This is a genomic window from Pedobacter sp. Leaf176, assembly GCF_001424305.1.
GTDB lineage: Bacteria > Bacteroidota > Bacteroidia > Sphingobacteriales > Sphingobacteriaceae > Pedobacter.
This window is the reverse complement of sequence record NZ_LMPD01000007.1, coordinates 23,584-43,097: the sequence shown is the minus strand read 5'-3', so window position 1 is coordinate 43,097 and position 19,514 is coordinate 23,584. Positions and strand designations below refer to the sequence as shown.

Sequence of the window (19,514 nt, the reverse complement as noted above, 5' to 3'; positions counted from 1 at the left end):
ATTTTTTTTAATTCTTATAACCATTTATTACTCTTATACCATTTTATTGTCTCTTCTAATCCTTGCTGTAGTTGGTATCGCGGACTAAAACCAAGGTCTTTTTTAATGAGCTTAATATCGCAACTCCAGTTAATTCCGGTCAGCTCGTTTACCTTATCTATATTTAGTGTGGGCATCTTGTTTGTAAATTTGTATGCCTTTTCCATCGACCAGGCAATTCCTTTAATAAGTGGCAATGGCACTGTTACTCTCAAAGTTCTTTTTCGCATAATGCGCCTTGCGCTTTCCGAGAAGGAAGATCTGCCATAAATATGTCCGTCTGATACATTGTAGGTTTTGTTGACCAGACTCGACTTCAACGAACTAATCATGATTTCTGCCAGATCTTTCACATAAATAAAGCTAAGTTTCTGGTTAGCATCACCCATGTACACCTCAAAACCGCGGCTAATTGCCTTAAGTACCATCAATATATCACGCTCACGGGGCCCGTAAACCGCTGTGGGGCGAAAAATCAATAGCGGCAGATTTTGAATATTACTTAAATAGGTTTCTGCCAACGCTTTACTCTTCCCATAGTAGGTTACCGGGTTTAATACCCCATTTTCATTCAACAGCTCATTTGTTTTCTTTAATGGCCCGAGTGCTGCTAGGCTGCTTACAAACACAAATTTTTCGACCTTGTGCGTTGCATTTGAGACGGCAATAGCCAGATTTCTTGCATAAGATGCATTGTATTTATTATATTCGTCGAGATTCTTTGCTTTGGTTACCGCCGCCGCATGAACCACATAATCGTATTTATTTTCGTCGATATTTTTACTCAATGCATAAATTGATTCGAAATCAAGCTCTACAAAATTGATATTCAAACTTTGCAGATGTTCCACCTTACTCGAACTGCGTACATTTGCAAACACATGCAAACCGCTGGAAAGTGCAGCTTCAATTAAGTGAAAACCAACAAAGCCTGTCGCGCCGGTAATTAAAATTCGCTTTTTCATAGCTCCCTTTCCAGAATCCTATATTTTCGGTACAGTTTTCCACCAATATCTTCAATAGGCCTGTTCACCATATCATTGTGATCCAGCGTCCAGCTTGCCTCTGCATATTTCATCTTCTTTTCCTGAAAGCGTTTAATAATTCCGCCATACAGGCAGGCTTCAATGCCCATTTTCCGGTAACCGTCTACTACACCCAACAGCATGATCCTAATGCCATCAATCTTTCCTTTTCCGGTCAACAACTTAATTAACCCCGTTGGAAATAACCTACCCCGTTTGATTTTGATTAGTATTTGATTGATATCCGGAATCGCTAAAGCAAAACCGACAATTTTTCCATGTTGCTCGGCCATAATGCAAAACTTTGGGTCCAGGATCAGCTTTAAGTCGTTCGCCGTATATTCAAATTCGGCATCGGTCATGGGTACGAAGCCCAGGTTTTTGTCCCAAGCTTTATTGTAAACCTCACGCAGGGCGTCACGCTCCTGGGCAAAGTTTTTCATATTAATGGTCCGAATGGTAATGTCGTTTCTTAAAAGTCTTTCTTTAATGCGGTCGACCAGCTGAAGCGAGCGATCGCTGTAGTCACCTGCTGTGTAACGGTATGCCCTTAAGTCGACATTCTTGGTAAAGCCCAGCGCTTCTAAAAGAATTAAATAGTACGGGGGATTGTAGGGCATCATGGCTACCGGAGGCCCATCAAACCCATCGATAAGCAGGCCACAAACCTCGTTAGTAGAAAAATTTACAGGACCAAGTACTTTTGTCATTTGTCTTGTACGAAGCCACTGGTATACCCTATCGGTTAAGGCTTTCGCCGCCGAAACTTCATTGATACAATCAAAAAAACCAAAGAAACCATCATTAGCGCCATATACCTTATTATGATGGGTATTTTCTATGGCGGCGATACGGCCGATAACCTGATCATCATCCAATAATAGAAACAATGCAATGGTAGAATGTTTAAAAAACGGATGCTTTTTCGGCGTCAATAAATCCCTTTGGGCAATAAAAAGTTCAGGTACATAATTTGGATCTCCCGCATGTAGTGAATGAGGAAAATCGATGAAGGCCTGAAGGTCTTTCTTACCCGAAACTTCTTTGATTACCCTCATAACCGAATATTTAGCAGATTGACATTAACCTCCACAAATGCAGCTTTTAATTTTTCAACCGCACTTTTAATTTGCTCAAAACTATGGGTTGCCATAAGTGAAAACCGAATCAGGGAGGAATCAGAAGGTACCGCCGGAGATACCACCGGATTAACGAATACGCCATTTTCCTGAAGAATATTCGTGATCATAAAAGTTGCGTTATTGTCCCTGATATAAACCGGAATAATTGGACTATTGCTGTGGCCGATATCAAATCCTGCTTCTATGAGTAGTTTTTTAGCGTAATTAGTGTTCGCCCAAAGCTTATCTATACGTTCCGGCTCTCTTTCAATAATATCAAGTGCTGCAATTACGCTGGCTACAGCCGATGGCGGCATACTCGCACTGAACATCAGCGACCTTGCCCGGTGTTTAATAAACTCAATGGTATCGGTATCTCCTGCTATAAAACCACCAAGCGAGGCCAGCGATTTGCTGAATGTTCCCATAATCAGGTCTACCTCATTGGTTAGATTGAAATGCGATGCAGTACCGGCGCCATTAAAACCAATTACACCCAGGCTGTGTGCGTCATCCATCATGATGTTTGCCCCGAATTCGTTCGCAATCTCTACCATTTCTGGCAGATTAACTAAATCCCCTTCCATGCTAAAAATCCCATCCGATACAATAAGTTTTGCAGCATCTACAGGCAAACGACTAAGCTTGCTGCGCAAATCGTTCATGTCATTGTGCGCATACTTAATGGTTCTTGAAAATGATAGCCGGCTTCCATCAATGATAGAAGCATGATCATATTCATCCAGAATGAGGTAGTCATTTCTATCAAGTAAACAGGAAATTACCCCCAGGTTAACCTGAAAACCGGTGCTGAAAAGCACCGCAGATTCTTTGCCAACATAGTCGGCCAGCCGTTGCTCCAGTTGAAGATGTATATCCAGAGATCCATTTAAAAAGCGTGATCCGGCACAACCTGTTCCATATTTATCGATTGCATTTTTAGAGGCTAATTTTATTTCAGGATGATTGGTTAGCCCCAAATACGAGTTGGAGCCAAACATCAAAACTTTTTTGCCATTTATAATTACTTCCGTATCCTGTGCGGATTCTATCGACCTGAAATAAGGATATAAGCCTTTTTCCTTAATAAATTTTGCGTCCTGAAAAGAAGCAATTCTGTCTTGTAATTTTTTACGCATGTTGAAGGCAATTATTCAGTTTTATTCTAAAACATCATCAAGCTTGATTTTCCAACCACCAGGTTTAACCTATTAAAGCGGTATTTTGACTTAATTGAAGTGTTGATTTGTTAACACAATTTTAACACAGAATGCAGGCTAAAAAAAGGTTCAAAAGTGGTATATCTTGGTCAAAAATGAGCATGGACTGAATATGACAATTAGATGAGTTGACTATTCGACTGTCTGACTTTTTTAATACAATAGTAAAACAGTTGATTAATAGAATATTGAATAAATTATTTTTATTTATTTCACCTATGTAATCGATTTACTGATAGATACAAATTAAAAACAGGCGTCGATAAATTAATCGAAAGATTAACTTTTAATCAGATTTTCGTCAATTTTAAAAAATTTATGCTTTTCATTTTAACGAAAACATACATTTGGATACAGATAAACCACACCGGTCACGATGCTTTAGCAAAACCGAAGACAAAACTATTTTATTTGAGATTTCAATAAGGCACAATGCAACAACCACAGCATATTAAGAGTAACTTTCAGCAAGATCATCCTGAAATAAAGAATAGTACCTCACTCATGGTATCTAATCTCGATCGCAACAGTCCGGAGAATTGTCCTACCCTTCCTTTCAGAGCGCCTGGCTTTGGAATTTTATTGGTTACTAAAGGAACTTTACAGATTAAAATTAACTTTGAATCGCATACTTTTAAATTTCGTGACATCATATGCATTCTCCCAGACCATATCTATGAAATTCCTCAGGATCCTGCCGCGACATTACTTTTTACCTACTTTGACAAAGAGTACCTTGTAAAAAAAGGACTCTTTTTTGATATTTCAGAAAGTTTCAAAATATTTAACAATGGGGAGTCCATGAGCTTTTCCTTATCGAAAGTAGAATATGAGCTAGTGATCGCCCACATGTTATCCTTGCAAAGCCGGCTCACCATTCCCAGAGATACCCGCTACGTAGATGAAATGGTCCACGCCAGTTTTTTGTCGGTTGTATACGACATTTTCCTTTTAAACGAAAAGCAAAAGAAAATACCCTCTGGAATAATAGACAGTAAAATCGAGTTAACGAACAGGTTTTTGTCGATACTATCGGAGAATTTCAAAGAGCAGAAAAAAGTTACCTACTATGCATCACGGATTCGGGTAACACCCAGACATCTTTCAAAGGTTGTAAAGCAAGTTACGGGGAGATCCGCAGGGCAACACATCGATGATTTTGTGATTCGGGAAGCGAAATTATTGCTAACCTCTCATATCATGAACATATCGGAGATAGCAATTGAACTGGGTTTTAGTAATGGCTCATTTTTTGGCAAGTTTTTTAAAAAACAAACCAACCTCACACCAGGCAATTTTAAAAAACATAATACCGTGACCGTGTAACTGCGCCGAGGATTGTAAATAAATTACGTTCTATGCATTGTTAAATTCAGAGCTCATGACACCTGTAAGCACTTTAATTGCAGAAAGTCTTAGTATAATCTACTGAATCGGGTTCGGTAAACATTGATTAGATTGTTCGCCATTTTTTCCAACTCCCGCATCGCTTACCCCAAACTCAGAACTTTCTTTATTTATCTTTACAGCCTTTAATATAATATACAATTATTGCGTTCAGTTTATGCATTTATTTACCCTTCGAAGCACAAAAACCGTATAAAACTATTATCCAATGTTCTTCGTTTTGGGTAAACCTGGGTTTAAAGCCTATTCCTGCCTCCTGTACCTTTAATGTTTAAGCCACAATTGGGGTAGCTCTGCAGGCTCGGAATTCTTGAAACTGTAAAGAAGCTTTAGTTTATAACCGCCACCTCCTTCCAAAAAAACCAGCTTAAAAGGGTGCATACCTTTCTCCAGCGCCACTTGGCCGTTTTTTTCAATAGCGGAATGCATACCCCCATTATCAACCACTACATTATCACCAATGGAAAGGATGCCACTGTCGTCGCAGTCTAAGTAAAATGTGTAAATTCCAGCTTCGGGAACGTCGATGATTCCTGTATAATCGATCCTGAATGCAGGTGAATTAATAGATGGTGGTACAGAAATCATATCAGTATAGAACAAACTATCAGGCTTCGTTAGGTCTGCCCCATCAGAGCGTAGCGGTAATTTCTTGTAGTAACTCCCCAGCAGCCCGGAACTCACATTGGGTTTAGATACACTATTCATTATGGTCTGCTTTTTAAAATTCAACACATATAGTTCTCTTAAATTAGTGTCGGTCTTGGAAAACACGCCAAGTTTGATGAGCTTATTTTCCTTGATAATTAAAGGCTTATCCAATGACAGACTTTTGGCAGAGGGCCTTGATTCATTATCAGTATATCTGAGCACCATATTGTTTATGGGATTTTTATAAAATAATGTATCCTGATTTATGAAAACCCGATCAGTAATTACATTCTCCAGATCAGGCAGGCGGTAATTTACGCCAAGCACATCGAGCCTGGCATATTGAGTGAGCAGCCTTTTGCTAAATGATTTAAAATTCCTGTGCTCATGGCTCCACAAGTTTTCTGCCAACGCAATGGCCCTAGGAAAGGCCATATATTCTGCCCTTTTCTCACTTGGTATCATTTCACTCCACAGATTTGCCTGAGCACCAACGATATTTCCGCGGTCTTTATCGGGATACCCTTTTGGGATTACGCTGAAATTATACACATTATATAAAGAATTTTTATTCGGTGGATAATCGAAATATAATGGCTCTCCGGGAGTCATGATAACACGATTCCCATTTTTTAGCGCTTTTAGGGGCGCTTCGGGTACCCAGGTCCTCCAATACATCACCATTGCAGTAGAGCTGATGCCTTCTTCCAGGATTTCATCCCAGCCGATTAGCTTCTTTCCATTTGCATTGAAAAACTTCTCCATCCTGTTGATAAAATAACTCTGAAGACCTGCAGACGTTTTAATTCCCTCCTTTCGCATTAGTTCATTACACACACCGGAAGTCTCCCAACTTGTTCTGTCTACTTCATCGCCACCAATGTGAATGTATTTGCTTGGAAAAATCGCAAAAATTTCTTTGAAGACATTTTGAGCAAATTCATAGGTCGATTCCTTACAAGGGCAAATCGGTGTGGTGAAAAGCTTGCCCCAATGCGAGTCTCCTGTACAGGATAAAAACGGATAGCTTTTTATGGCCGCCATCATGTGCCCTGGCATGTCAATTTCAGGAATAATTTCGATGTGCCTTGTAGTGGCATATTTTACAAAATCAATCATTTGCTTTTGCGTATAATACCCCCCATACTGCTGCTGACCATCCTTTTTTCTTAAAAATCTTGAGTCCAATGCCATATCCGGGTTATCCGCTGCCTTAGCTATGCACGCGGAATCCTGATTATTTAAAGTTCTCCAGGCTCCGTTTTCAGTCAGTTTGGGGTATTTTTTTATTTCAATCCGCCAGCCCTGATCATCAGTAAGATGCAGGTGCAACTTATTAAACTTATAAAGTGCAAGCATATCGACATACTTTTTAAGAAAGTCAACAGAAAAAAAATGTCTGGAAACATCCAGATGCAATCCTCTATACTCAAATGAAGGTAAATCTTCAATATTTAAACAGCGAAGGGATAACGATGGGAGCAAGTGGCCCGGAATTTCTGCTTTTTCGCTGAACAATTGCCTTAAGGTTTGGATCCCCCGGAACACACCGGCAGAAGATCCTCCGGAAAGAATAATTAAGTTTTTGGATACGTTCAGCCGATATTCTTCAGACTTTAAAGATTTATTTTTAATTAACTTAATCACATTGTTATTTCGCCTGGATAATTGAAGTTTAGATCCTATTGCGTTTTTTATTAATTCATTCAAGAAATCGGCCTCTCCAACTAAATCCTGGGGTACATTGAGCGCAGTACCAGAAGAGATTATAAAAGTTCCGTTCATTAAGGTTACAGAACTTGGATAAGGAATAACATCAATAGCGGGTTTCTGCCGGCACCATACCATCGTATTCAGGAAAAAAATAAAAAATAACAGTATGTGTAGCTTTTTCATTGCGTGATGTATATTTTAAATTTCAAATTATTGTGTGGTCAAACTTGAAAGAACAGGTTGGGCAACGCTATTAATCTTACTCTGGAGTTTATCATTTTTTTGTTCAAAAATTACAATATCATTTTTCCCAATCTTTAACCAACATCCGGGTAAATAAAGCGTTTGCTGGGGTCCCACGTTCCAATATCGCCCGATGTTAATTCCATTCACAAAAACAATTCCTTTACCCCAACTGCTCATGTTGAGAAAAGTATCGCCTGTTTTAGATAAAGAAAAACTCCCTTGATAAATTGCAGGCTTTCCGGCAATTGCAGAATTTTTCATGTTATTAAGCTCAGGAACTTTATCCATTGGCAGCTTGTACATATCCCAACTACCTGTTATAACCTCTCCGTTAATAGTTATGGGAGATATTATCCCTTTTGTACTGTTTGTAATCTTTGCCCCATAGTTAATCCTACCCATATTCTCAACCATTATGTCAAGAACAGCGTTAAAAGGTATCTCAATTTCACAATCATATTTTTTATAATAGCTGTTGAGTTCAGCGACCTTGACACCATTAACATATACTAATGCATAATCCCTCAAACCATCAATCCTTAATTTACCGCTAATGGGTTGTCTGAACCGCTTACTATACCACACATAGCCATCTCCCTGGTTTAGTTCTTCAAATGAAAAAAGCTTATCAGCGCTAACCGGCTCTATTTTGTTTTTGAAATCCTCCAGATCCACAGCTTTACTTAGTTTGATATCAGGTATTCTGATCACGGGAATTTGAGCTGGTATAGGAGGGGTCTCATTATTTTTAAGCAATGTTCTCAGCGCTTTGTATTTTTCTGTCGCCCATCCCGGCTCGCTTATCGGTGCATCATAATCATAGCTGGTCAAATCAGGCTGAATATCGTGTTTCACATCATAGTTTGCCCCTGAGGTAAATCCAAAATTTGTTCCGCCATGCACCATATAAAAGTTGAAAGACACGCCTGCATCCAGATATTTCTGCGTTTGTTTAACAATACTTTCAGTGGAAACCTTAGGGAAGGGTTCTGCCCAATGGCTCAACCATCCGGGATAAAACTCAGCAACCATATATGGCCCCTTTCCGCCATTATATTTATTAACCTGGTCTTTAAGCCTTGAAATATCGTCTTCACCATTGGCTGTTGGCAGCGCCCCGGGTAATGCGCCTCCCTCAAATAACCAGCTGCCATCAGAAGTAAAGAAAGGAACATTGAAGCCCACTTCCTTTAATTGTTTAAAAACTGCAGCACTGTATTTTTTATGCTCCGCTAAAGGAATATCTTTACGCTGTTCTACATAGGAACCGAATTCATTTTCCCCCTGAACCATTATGATTGGCCCGCCCCGGGTAACCTGCAAATCCTTTAACTGACTATAAAGCTGGTTAAAATAGGCTTTTGTTGCCGACAAATACGATTCATTATACCCACGAATTACCATTCCCGGAATCTTTTGCAAAAACCATGGATAACCACCAAATTCCCACTCTGCACATACATATGGACCTGGACGAAGTATTACAAACAGCCCTTCTTGCTGTGCAATCCTGATGTATTCAGCAACATCACGGTTTCCGCTTTTAAAATCCCACTTACCGGGCGAGGTTTCGTGATAATTCCAGAAAACATAAGTGGCAACTGCATTGAGCCCCATGGCTTTCATCATGCGCAGGCGGTGACGCCAGTATGGTTTTGGAATACGGGAATAATGCATTTCACCGCTATGGATCTGAATTGATTTTCCATCGAGCAAGAATTGCCCGTCCAAAATAGCGAATTTATGGTTGATTTTAGTTGCTACCTGCTGAGCGGAAAGACTAAAAGACAAGCAGAATGTTAAGATTAACATCAGCTGGATTCGGTTTTTAATTGCTGGCATAAATTATTATTTATGAATTCGTATTATTATTCAGTTTAATATCAGAATGAGCTTATAGCGCCCTATCCAAATGAACATATCCCCCATCTACATTTATCAATTGCCCGGTGGTATGGCTGGATTTCTCGGAGAGGAGGAACAAAACCATATTGGCAATCTCCTCAACACGGGTCATCCTGTTTTGAAGGGGGATTTTGCTTGTGATATTACGTAATTTCTCTGCAGGATTTGCAAAAGTGGCAAGCCATGATTCATATAATGGCGTATAAGCTTCTGCTACAATAACTGAATTTACCCGGATACCAAAAGGCAATAACTCGACGGCCCATTCTCTGGTTAATGCATTTCTTGCTCCATTAGAGGCAGCATAGCCTGATGTTCCGCCCTGGCCGGTTTGAGCCGTTTTACTACCAATATTCACTATAACGCCTGCACTTTGCTTTAAGGCAGGCAAACACAAGTGAGCCAACATATAATAATGCATAACATTTTTATGTATAGATTCGATAAAACGAAGGTAGTCGCCCGTCTCCAGACCTACTCCATCATTGACGCCTGCATTATTTACAAGTCCATCAATTCTGTCATATCGTTGAAGTACCGATGCGATAGCTTGTTCACAACCGTCGGGATGAGAAAGTTCTGCCGTTATGAAGTCGCAATTTAATCCGGTCTGCCGGATAGCACTTTGACACTTGAGGTTTTCCTCCTGGTTTCTGCCTATTATGATTGGAAAAGCGTTTTCAGTGGCAAGACCTTCAACAATTGCCTTTCCAATACCTTTTGCGCCACCGCTTACTAAAATTATCTTATCTCTTAAATTTAAATCCATAAGTTATATTGCTATAGCGAAACACCTCTTTTCCAAGGGATAAAATCATCCTGATTTAGGGATACGGCTTTTGGAACCTCTTCGCCGCTTGCAACACGGATGCAATACTCTAAAATCTCCTCCCCCATCTCTTCAATAGAGTGCTCACCTGAAATAATTCCTCCAGTGTCGATATCTATAACGTCATTCATTTTTGACGCCAAAGCAGAATTAGAGGATATTTTTACGGTAGGACAAATAGGATTACCAGTTGGAGTTCCTAGTCCTGTTGTAAAGAGAATTATCGTAGCCCCAGCGGCAACTTGCCCGGTGGTCGCTTCCACATCATTCTCCGGGGTGCAAACTAAATTTAGTCCCGTTTTTGTGGCGACTTCTCCATAATCAAGAACGTCTACAACCGGTGAGGTGCCCGCTTTTTTGACTGCCCCTGTTGATTTCATTGCATCAGTAATCAGGCCGTCTTTAATGTTTCCGGGAGATGGATTTATGTGAAAACCAGAACCGGCGTTATGGGCCAGGTCATTGTACTCAGTCATCAAACGGATAAATTTTTCTGCAACAAATTCATTAGCTGACCTGTCGATAATTTGCTGCTCCGCACCGAAGAGTTCAGGAAACTCCGCCAATAGAACACGCCCCCCCAGGGCAACCAAAAGATCAGCGCAATGCCCAACAGCAGGGTTAGCTGATATGCCACTAAAACCATCACTGCCGCCACATTTTACGCCAATACATAATTTATCAAGGGGTGCATCTTCACGCTGCTGTTTATTCGTTTCAATGAGTTGCTTAAAAGTCTCAAATATGGCCTCTTTGATTAGAGCTTCCTCACTTAAAGCCAATTGCTGTTCGAATATAAGCAGAGGTTTATCAAATTTTTGGTTCAATTGATACAAATCGTTTTTAAAATCGGCTACCTGCAGGTGCTGACAACCTAAACTAAGCAAAGTAATTCCGGCCACATTTGGATGATCGGCATAAGCGGCGAGTAATCTGCTAAGGGTTTGTGCGTCCTGCCTGGTTCCCCCGCAGCCACCGGTATGATTAAGAAATTTAATGCCATCAAGATTGGCGAAGGTCTTCTTTACTGGACTAAAAGGCTGAGGATCCAAAACCACATTCTCCGGATCGGTACCAGCTTGGAAGGCTTCGATGAGATGGCGCGTAAAATTCCGATATTTATTATCGTTACTATAACCAAGACTTTGGTGTAAGGCATCTTTGATCACATCCAGGTTTCTGTTTTCGCAAAAAACCGTGGGTATAAAAAGCCAGTAATTTGCTGTTCCAACCTTGCCATCACTACGGTGAAAGCCTTTGAAGCACTTTTGTTTGAATCTCCCGACATCGGGTTTCTGCCAATTAAAAGCAAATGATCCAATCCTGAACTCGTCTGTGGCGTGGAACGTATTATCAACACTCATCAACGCGCCTGTTTTAACATTTTTATTTACCTTTCCCACCACCGTACCATACATGTAAACTGGTTCGCCAGCTTTCAGATCAGCGGTAAAAAACTTATGTTTTGCAGGGATATCTTCCAGAAGAATATACCTGCAAGAATGATGATAGATGTGGGTTCCCATTGATAAGTTTCTTAGTGCAATGAGTACATTATCTTCTTTATTTATCTGTAAAACCGATTTATCCGTGACCATAATTTATTTGTTGATTAGTTCAAAACTTTAGTACATGAACTTCGGCCCAAAAAGCAATACAATAAAAAGCAGAAAGCCGGAACTGCCAGCGCACAATGCATGCTTTGTGTTAAATCGGATAGGTACGGGAACGATAATATAAGCAAGGCACCGCCGACAACAGGCATAACAATCAATGGTAAAGCTATTTTCGATTCGTTTGCCGACCCCGAAGTAACCAATGAAAAAATAGTCGGAAACTTTGCGGACGGAAAAAACGACAATCTATTACTTTTGATGGCTATCCTCTGCCGATGTTGCGTTAAAATTGTCTCATCCATAAATGTAAAATGATAATTTCCATCAAGCAGCATGAGTTGCAAATTAGAATTCTTTTTAGAGGTATTATTAAACTTTACTGTCAGAATATTAATCAAAATTGGCGCTGTCAATCTGCCGATATGATACAAGCACACCATTTCTGTTATTCAAATGATTTTTGATAAGCCAGCGGAGATTTGCCGGTTATTTTCCTGAACGTCCTGTGGAAGCTGGTAAAATTACAAAACCCACTCTCAAAGCAAATCTCTTTTACGCTAAGTTTATTTTCTATCAGCATCTTACAAGCCTGACCAACTCTAATTTCACTCAAAAACTGGGTAAAGGTTTTCCTGCTTGTTGATTTAAAGAAACGACAAAAAGAATTGGGGCTCACCCTGGCCACATTTGCGATTTCTTTCAAATCGATTTTCTTTCTAAAATTTTTTACGGTATAGTTATGTATGGATTGCAGTCTTTCTTTTTCTGTTTCAGGAAGTTCGAAAAGAAAGCCCAGCGTGGCTAAATTCTTAGCTTCTTTACACCGGGATATTTCGGCGAGACAATCTATTAAAAGTGAAATCTTTTTTGGACCGGTTGAGTTCACAATCTGCTTAATAAATGAACTGATTTTCTCACTATCTTTACCTTGAATCTGAAGTCCTTGTTTAGATAATTCAAACATTTTACGTACTTCTGCAAATTCCGGAAGGCCTAGCAAGTCTTTCCCCCAGAAATCTTCATTGAAATGTATTACATAAATTTCCACCGGACTATCAGAGGGGTTGACATGGGAAATTTGTGAAAACCGCCAGTAGTGGGGAAGATTTTTTCCGACCAGCACAATATCACCGTTCACGAACGGTTTTACACTGTCTCCGATAAATTGAGTTCCACTGCCTTTCTTGAAATAAATTAACTCAAGGGCAGAATGACAATGCCAACGACTATTAATATCCGGCATAGTATCTATCCTGGCTCCAAAGGAATGAAAAGAATCTCCCGATACATTTAACACTTGTGGTTTCATAAACAATTTGGTTAGTATTTTTCATGCCTTTGTTTCAACTTTAGCTTCTATAGCGAGCAGAATATGAATTACATCCTCTACTGAACAATGTTAGCCTTGCTGAAACAATATAATTTTCAGAGAATTTTTACTGTTCTAAGCTGGAACACATATCAAATCTCTCTTATACACCAATTTTTATTCTAAACGGGATATTGACAACGATCACTGCATATCTTAAACCGAAATCTAGACGTAAGGGTTATGCCTGTTTGTCTTAATATTGGAATAATTGGGCAGCTTCTAATGATTGAAATGCAACGATAACTAGGTTTATATTGGTGAATCAAACATAAATTGAAAAACGTAGCTCATTTTGTATTTTAAAGACTTTTAATTGTAAAAATCCGACTATTTGCACTATTTTTAAGTTTAAATGATTTGCAATGGCTGGACGATTTAATTCGCATACTTATTCGTTGTTAAATATTGACCGGGTAGAGTTAACAGCAAAGTGGCGATATTCGGGAATTATAAGCCCCTATTCCAGGATTTACTATATTAGTGAAGGCGATGGACAGTTGACTGATTCCACAGGAAATACGACACTTGAAAGTGGATTTTTATATTTGATTCCGGGTTTTACCATGTGTGATATGTCGTGTGGAGGCAAGCTAACACAGTACTATGTTCAATTTTTTGACGACTCTGGCACTGGATTATCAATCTTTGACGATATCAGAACCATTCAAAAGATTCCCGCAAGTGAATTAGATATCCAGCTTTTCATACGCCTGCTTAAGATTCATCCATACCGGGGCATAAAAAAATCTTACGATCCCAAACGGTATGAGAATGAAACTTTCTACAACAACTGTCTACATGCAAATGCTGAACAGAGCACCGCCTCGTTTCACGAAACGCAAGGAATTTTACAACAACTTTGTTCGAGATTTTTGAATAATAAGGGTAGGGCTTTCGTTAAACAGAATCTTCATGCAAAAAAAATGACTGATGTGGTTCATTACATTTTAAGTAATTTGGAAAGCGATTTGTCTGTTGCTAAACTCGCCAACAAAGTAAGCCAAAATGTAGACTATTTCTCCCGGCGATTTAAAAGTCATACGGGAATGCGTCCTAATCATTTCATCAACCAAAAAAGAATTGAAAGGGCTCAGTATTTACTTGCGACCAGCGCATTAAATTATTCGGAAATCGCAGCAGTGCTAGGATATGATAATTTGTCTTATTTTTCCAAAAACTTTAAAAAAATGACTGGATTATCGCCTGGTGCGTACAAAAAACAGATCTATGTTTCGGGTTAAGAGTTAGTTGAATCTGCATTCTTGCTGGAGTTAAGAAAATCTAGATTGACAGACAGATTTTTAACAAAAAAACGCCACCCCTTACGGGAATGGCGTCAAACTAATCCACTACTAACCTCCGGGTGTGTGCTATGAGATTTTCGTATTTCCCGGAGGCTATTAAATTTTTAATATTCCAATAACTACCATCCCGGATTTTGTTTCAAATTCGGATTCAAATTAAGTTGCACCTGTGGCAACGGATACAAATAATTTTTATCATTCCAGGTCCTTGCTGTAACATTGGGATAGACGCGGATATACGAATTTGCATCTACAACGATACCGTTCACCTGGTTAGCGGGATACTGCGCCCGAAGTGCTGGAAGCAATTTCATGCCTAGAATAGTTTCAGGATTATTCACTAGGGTACCTGCCCTCCAGCGACGGATATCATCAAGTCGAAGTCCTGAAGAACCCAACTCAATTCTTCTTTCCCTGCGAATTTCATCTAATAGTACCGGAAGATTTGGAAATATAGACTGAGGATCTTTAATCAATGCTGTGATAACCATATTTGGCATACCTACGCGGGTGCGCAATCTGTTGATGGTGTTATCGATTACAGACTGAGTGGCCTCACCTAATTCAGCCTTCGCTTCAGCTTCTATTAATAGTATTTCTGCATAGCGGAAAACAAATAAATCTAAAGATGACTGATTTGAATTCCATGCCGCCAGACTTGAAGACCGGCCTTTTATTGGCTGATATCCTGTTGAGGTAACAGATGTCCCGATCCGCGGCAAAGTAATGATATCCCCTGCAAGAAAATCAAATCCCCGGGTTGCAATTTGTTGAGCATACCTTGGATCACGATTTTGGACCTCATCATCCGGGGTATTATCACCCCTGTAAAGTGGACTAAGCGAATAAGGCAGACCATCTGTACATAAAAACGATCTGACAAAGGCTTTTGAATAACCGTCACTAACCTGACCAACTTGTCTACTCACATCGTTCATTAAAATGGCAGGAAGGTAACGCATTGGCAATATTGCCTCAGGGTTACCTTGCAGTTCTTCCTGAATAAAAAGATTGTAATAATCACTCCTCGGATTTCCGGTACTATATAACCTGAAAAGACCTGAGTTCATTATTTCTTCGGCAGCACTAACGGCCTGACGCAAATAGATTTCGTGATCGCCTGCTCCAGCATATTTACGATATGTTCCTTCCCAGAGGCAAATTCTAGCCTTAAGCGCGAGAGCAGCATATTTCCCAATACGTCCATTGGATGGGGCAACAGGTAAGCTGGCCACTGCAAAATTGATATCTCTTAATACCGAATCCATGATTTGCTTATGCGGCATGCGATTACCAAATAATAACGAGGTGGTCGTATCAGTAATGTATTTGCTGATATAGGGTACATCACCGAAATCTTTTATTTTATTAAAAAAATCGTTAGACCTGAAAAAGAGTGTTTCACCAACGTAGATGTTTTTGGTAGCCTCGGGTAAAGTAGCCTTTCCATAGTTGGCCAAAAAGAAGTTGCACCTTCTGTTAAGTGAAAAGTCCCATAATGAAGCTGCTCCGTTAACATTGAATGTTCCATTGAGCAGGGCGTTTATTGAACTGTTTGCTTTGTCATCCGAATTATTGTCTGCACGGATAAAATTCTGAATGGGCAGTGAAGAATAGTATTGATTGCAATACAACTGCAGGTCATTTTCATTCTTAAAAAAGTTTTCCGGACTGATGTCGCTCAGTGGGATACGATTTAAGAATTCCTCTTTCTTACAAGATGACAGGATAAACAGCACTGCCATCATCAAATAAATATATTTATACGTTTTCATGTTAATATTCTTATCGTTTACAAAGTAACTTGAAGCCCAAAAGATAGTGACCTGTTTAAGGGATAGGTGGTGAAACTTAAAGCTTCTGGATCATATCCTTTATAAAGTGAAGTGATTGTAAATAAATTCGCACCTGTAGCATACACTCTCAAGCGTTGCAATTTAATCTTATCAGTCATCAGTTTTGGGAAAGTATAACCTATTGTTAATTGTTTTAACCTCGCATATGCTGCACTTTGCATATATTTCGTCTGGCTTTGGGTATTACCTCCTCCTGCGAATCTAGGTCTTGCAAAATAAGCATCTCTATTCTGCGGTGTCCAATAGTCCGTCGCATATTGGAATGGAATACTATATTCATCGTCCCTGAATGCATGGAAAACATAATCATTTGGCATAAAGTCACGTTTCATAACCCCTTGTACAAAAGTGGTTAGATCAAAGTTTTTATAAGCCAGGTTTAAATTTAGACCAAAACGGTATCTTGGGGTAGAATTCCCTATTTTTTTATAATCGCCAGAATTTGAAATGGTCTGGTTTCCGTAATCGATTTTTCCATCACCATTTAAATCTGCATATTTCACATCACCTGCTAACCAGCGGTAACCTGCAAGCTGAGAGTTATCCACTGAAGCTGCTTCTGCATCTGTCTGGTAAAAACCAAGGGTTTCGAAACCATAAATGTCGTTAATTAACTCTCCTTCAATGAAGTTCCCTAAGTTATTTGTTGGATTGTTTTTAAATTTAGTGATTCTGCTATAGCTATCAGAAATATTGAAGCCTACACTATATGACAGTTCTTTATTGATGGCTTTATCTGCCCAGGTGATTGCAGCCTCCCAGCCTTTTGTTCTTAAATCCGCTGAGTTTGAAGCGGGCGCAGAAGTTCCTAATACCGCTGGAAGTTGTAGTCCTGGGACAAGCATGTCTTTTGTATTATTGATAAAATAATCAAAACTGCCGGTCAGCCTGTTGTTCAACAAACCAAAATCCAATCCGATATTCTGGCTTCGTACTTTTTCCCATGTGAAATTTGGACTAATCAGTCCCGGCGTATTGACAACAATACCAGGTTGTCCACCAAAAAGATAACCTACAGTTCCTGTAGTTTGGGTAGCGATGTATGGATATTGAGCTGCGGATGAAATCCCGCCTGAAGTCAACTGGTTAGGTAATTGCCCGTAAGACACCCTCAACTTCAATAAATTGACTGTTTTTTTAATTTCAGACATAAAACCCTCTTGCGAGATATTCCAACCGGCGGAAACCGAAGGAGAGAAAGTATAGCGGCTGGTTGGCTGAAAACGTGAAGTTCCATCATATCGCCCATTTACTTCGAACAAATAACGGTCATTGAATATGTAATTCAACCTGAAGAAAGTTCCAATCAGGGCAAATTGTGTTTCAGTGCCGCCTACAACGGGCCTGGTATCGTTGTTTAAACCAATCGCGGGAAGTGTTGGGTCAATTAAGTTTCTGGCCAAAGAATTGCTTAACTGATAATGCTGATATTCCTGATTAAATCCAGCGGTAGCCTTGAAATAATGCTTGGATGCAAATGTATTCTCATAAGTTGCATAAGCGTTTAGCGCATTATAATTATTATTCTGACGGTTTTCAGACACCTGAGATGGATTAGTCCAGGGGAAAATATTTAAAAACGCGCCATTAACACCAAACTCATTGTAAGGAATCAGGTTCGCTCTTCTGAAAGAGGTAAAACTATTCCAGGTGTAATCTGAATTAATGGTGATATTCTTTGCAGGCCTAATGATTACCCTGCCGGTAGCAAAGAAATCATTTTTGGCATCTATGTCACGTCCTGAATTCGTTAGTACTGCAATAGGGTTGGTGTAGTTGCCCTGCCCAGAAAAATTTCCATCTGGATGATACACGGGCATCAAAGGTCTTAAATCGCCGCTAATCCACGATCCACCCTGGTTTATTCTGGTAAAAGCACCCTGATCATTGTCCGTATGAGTGAGCGATGTGTTTAAGCTGATGGTTAGCCAGCTGGTCACATCTGTGGTAATTTTTAAATTTGGTGTAAAACGCTGAAAAACCTGATCAGCGGGTTTTTGCAAACCTTCCTGACGAAAATAACCCAAACTCGCTACAAAAGTTGTTTTGCCTTCCCCGCCCGAAAGCGATACGTTATGTTGCTGTTGCGGCGCCCATCCAGGGTATAAGACATCAATCCAATCCGTATTACCGACATACCGGTATCTTCTGGGATTGCCAGGGTCGACGTATGCAGAGGGGTTGTTTATCGGATCAGCACGAAAAGCTGCCGCCCTTGTCGAATCTTGAGCAGTAAACGGGTCTCCTGAAGTGTATCCTCCTGATGCCTGGCCTGTACGCTGGGCACTATTAAACATGGTAATATAATCGCCTGAGTTTACGTAGTCTGGAAGCAAGGTAGGCCTCGATATTGTATATGCGCCAGAATAGCTCAATTGAGTACGACCGCGTTTACCTGTTTTGGTTGTGATAATTACAACCCCGTTTGCCGCCCGGCTTCCATAAATGGCAGATGAGGCCGCGTCTTTTAATACGGTTACGCTTTCTACATCATTCGGGTCGATGAGGTTCGGATCTCTCACTACTCCATCAACTAATATAAGTGGCGCAGAATTTGAACCCGCACCAATGGTCACATTTCCGCGAACATTAAAAGATGCTGCCTGGCCTGGTTGTCCATTGTTTAAGTTCAGATTAAGACCGGGAATAAGACCTTGCAAACCATCTGCAAGATTTACCATTGGCCTGTTCTCGAGCTTTTCACTGCTGATTGTAGACACCGCTCCGGTTAGATTGATTTTCTTTTGAGTTCCGTAACCCACAATTACCACATCTTTTAGAGAATTTTCTGAACTGGTCAGCTGGGCATTAACCACAGTTCTGGACTGTACCGACACTTCGAATGTTGTATAGCCTATAAGGCTGAACTGCAAAACAGCTGATTGAGGAACAATTATCGAATACTTTCCTTCATTATTTGTTGTTGTTGCAACATTTGATCCCTTAACCCTTACGGTAACGCCAGGCAGAACTTCCGTACCATTGCTACTGGTTACTGTTCCATTAACTGTTGATTGAGCGTAAGACATTTCGACATTGCCAAGGAAGGCAATAAAAAATGAAATGATTAAAAGGCTGACAACTTTTCTAAGTCGCCTGTAAAAAGGTATTGTTTCTTTCATGTTGATTTGGTTAAATGTTTATAATTTTGTTAGCTAATGTGTACAGCGAGTCAAGCCGTACATACTTATTATGTTATTATTAGTGAGG

At 39.9% G+C, this 19,514-nt stretch carries 12 protein-coding genes; 2 read left to right on the top strand and 10 right to left on the bottom strand.

Annotated elements, in window-relative coordinates:
• Positions 1-14: 14 nt before the first annotated feature.
• Genes ASF92_RS19080 through ASF92_RS19070 form a run of 3 tightly spaced genes read right to left on the bottom strand, consistent with a single transcriptional unit; the run spans position 15 to position 3,324 of the window.
• Positions 15-1,004 carry an NAD(P)-dependent oxidoreductase gene (locus ASF92_RS19080; protein ID WP_056097211.1) on the bottom strand — a complete coding sequence of 330 codons (990 nt, stop codon included), beginning with the start codon at positions 1,002-1,004 and terminating at the stop codon, positions 15-17.
• A complete protein-coding gene (locus tag ASF92_RS19075; RefSeq protein WP_056097209.1) occupies positions 1,001-2,122 on the bottom strand; it encodes a hypothetical protein in 1,122 nt (373 codons plus the stop codon). Before ASF92_RS19075 ends, ASF92_RS19080 begins: the two co-directional genes overlap by 4 nt.
• A complete protein-coding gene (locus ASF92_RS19070; protein WP_056097208.1) occupies positions 2,119-3,324 on the bottom strand; it encodes a pyridoxal phosphate-dependent aminotransferase family protein in 1,206 nt (401 codons plus the stop codon). The genes ASF92_RS19075 and ASF92_RS19070 overlap by 4 nt, the downstream gene beginning before the upstream one ends.
• Positions 3,325-3,837: 513 nt before the next feature.
• Here ASF92_RS19070 and ASF92_RS19065 point away from each other — a divergent pair.
• Positions 3,838-4,731, top strand: coding sequence for a helix-turn-helix domain-containing protein (locus ASF92_RS19065; protein ID WP_056097205.1), 894 nt, complete (start codon positions 3,838-3,840; stop codon positions 4,729-4,731).
• Between the two features lie 345 nt (positions 4,732-5,076).
• On the opposite strand, the gene ASF92_RS19060 is transcribed toward ASF92_RS19065, so the two are convergent.
• The 5 genes from ASF92_RS19060 to ASF92_RS19035 form a co-directional block, all read right to left on the bottom strand.
• Entirely contained in the window at positions 5,077-7,359 is a 2,283-nt protein-coding gene (locus ASF92_RS19060) for a family 20 glycosylhydrolase (RefSeq protein WP_056097203.1), read from the bottom strand.
• A gap of 27 nt (positions 7,360-7,386) precedes the next feature.
• Positions 7,387-9,264, bottom strand: coding sequence for a beta-galactosidase family protein (locus ASF92_RS19055; protein WP_056097201.1), 1,878 nt, complete (start codon positions 9,262-9,264; stop codon positions 7,387-7,389).
• Between the two features lie 52 nt (positions 9,265-9,316).
• Positions 9,317-10,096, bottom strand: a complete 780-nt coding sequence (locus tag ASF92_RS19050; protein WP_056097199.1) for an SDR family oxidoreductase — start codon at positions 10,094-10,096, stop codon at positions 9,317-9,319.
• Positions 10,097-10,107: 11 nt separating this feature from the next.
• The gene (locus ASF92_RS19045) at positions 10,108-11,754 is read right to left on the bottom strand and encodes a UxaA family hydrolase (RefSeq protein ID WP_056097196.1); all 1,647 of its coding nucleotides are present in this window, start codon (positions 11,752-11,754) and stop codon (positions 10,108-10,110) included.
• A gap of 463 nt (positions 11,755-12,217) precedes the next feature.
• The gene (locus tag ASF92_RS19035) at positions 12,218-13,081 is read right to left on the bottom strand and encodes an AraC family transcriptional regulator (protein ID WP_056097191.1); all 864 of its coding nucleotides are present in this window, start codon (positions 13,079-13,081) and stop codon (positions 12,218-12,220) included.
• Between the two features lie 425 nt (positions 13,082-13,506).
• Here ASF92_RS19035 and ASF92_RS19030 point away from each other — a divergent pair, with 425 nt between their 5' ends.
• Positions 13,507-14,385, top strand: a complete 879-nt coding sequence (locus ASF92_RS19030; protein WP_056097189.1) for an AraC family transcriptional regulator — start codon at positions 13,507-13,509, stop codon at positions 14,383-14,385.
• 182 nt (positions 14,386-14,567) lie between these two features.
• Here the strand turns inward: ASF92_RS19030 and ASF92_RS19025 are convergent, their stop codons facing one another.
• Both ASF92_RS19025 and ASF92_RS19020 read right to left on the bottom strand, forming a co-directional pair.
• Positions 14,568-16,223 (bottom strand): RagB/SusD family nutrient uptake outer membrane protein, encoded by a 1,656-nt coding sequence (locus ASF92_RS19025; RefSeq protein WP_056097187.1) that lies wholly within the window; start codon positions 16,221-16,223, stop codon positions 14,568-14,570.
• Between the two features lie 17 nt (positions 16,224-16,240).
• Positions 16,241-19,426, bottom strand: a complete 3,186-nt coding sequence (locus ASF92_RS19020) for a TonB-dependent receptor (protein ID WP_056097184.1) — start codon at positions 19,424-19,426, stop codon at positions 16,241-16,243.
• Positions 19,427-19,514 lie beyond the last annotated feature (88 nt).

Excerpts from the sequence above, each read along its gene's own strand:
- ASF92_RS19030 (WP_056097189.1), top strand. The coding sequence starts at position 13,507 with ATGGCTGGACGATTTAATTCGCATACTTATTCGTTGTTAAATATTGAC.
- ASF92_RS19080 (WP_056097211.1), bottom strand. The coding sequence starts at position 1,004 with ATGAAAAAGCGAATTTTAATTACCGGCGCGACAGGCTTTGTTGGTTTT.
- ASF92_RS19055 (WP_056097201.1), bottom strand. The coding sequence starts at position 9,264 with ATGCCAGCAATTAAAAACCGAATCCAGCTGATGTTAATCTTAACATTC.
- ASF92_RS19070 (WP_056097208.1), bottom strand. The coding sequence starts at position 3,324 with ATGCGTAAAAAATTACAAGACAGAATTGCTTCTTTTCAGGACGCAAAA.
- ASF92_RS19060 (WP_056097203.1), bottom strand. The coding sequence starts at position 7,359 with ATGAAAAAGCTACACATACTGTTATTTTTTATTTTTTTCCTGAATACG.
- ASF92_RS19025 (WP_056097187.1), bottom strand. The coding sequence starts at position 16,223 with ATGAAAACGTATAAATATATTTATTTGATGATGGCAGTGCTGTTTATC.
- ASF92_RS19065 (WP_056097205.1), top strand. The coding sequence starts at position 3,838 with ATGCAACAACCACAGCATATTAAGAGTAACTTTCAGCAAGATCATCCT.
- ASF92_RS19020 (WP_056097184.1), bottom strand. The coding sequence starts at position 19,426 with ATGAAAGAAACAATACCTTTTTACAGGCGACTTAGAAAAGTTGTCAGC.
- ASF92_RS19035 (WP_056097191.1), bottom strand. The coding sequence starts at position 13,081 with ATGAAACCACAAGTGTTAAATGTATCGGGAGATTCTTTTCATTCCTTT.
- ASF92_RS19050 (WP_056097199.1), bottom strand. The coding sequence starts at position 10,096 with ATGGATTTAAATTTAAGAGATAAGATAATTTTAGTAAGCGGTGGCGCA.
- ASF92_RS19075 (WP_056097209.1), bottom strand. The coding sequence starts at position 2,122 with ATGAGGGTAATCAAAGAAGTTTCGGGTAAGAAAGACCTTCAGGCCTTC.
- ASF92_RS19045 (WP_056097196.1), bottom strand. The coding sequence starts at position 11,754 with ATGGTCACGGATAAATCGGTTTTACAGATAAATAAAGAAGATAATGTA.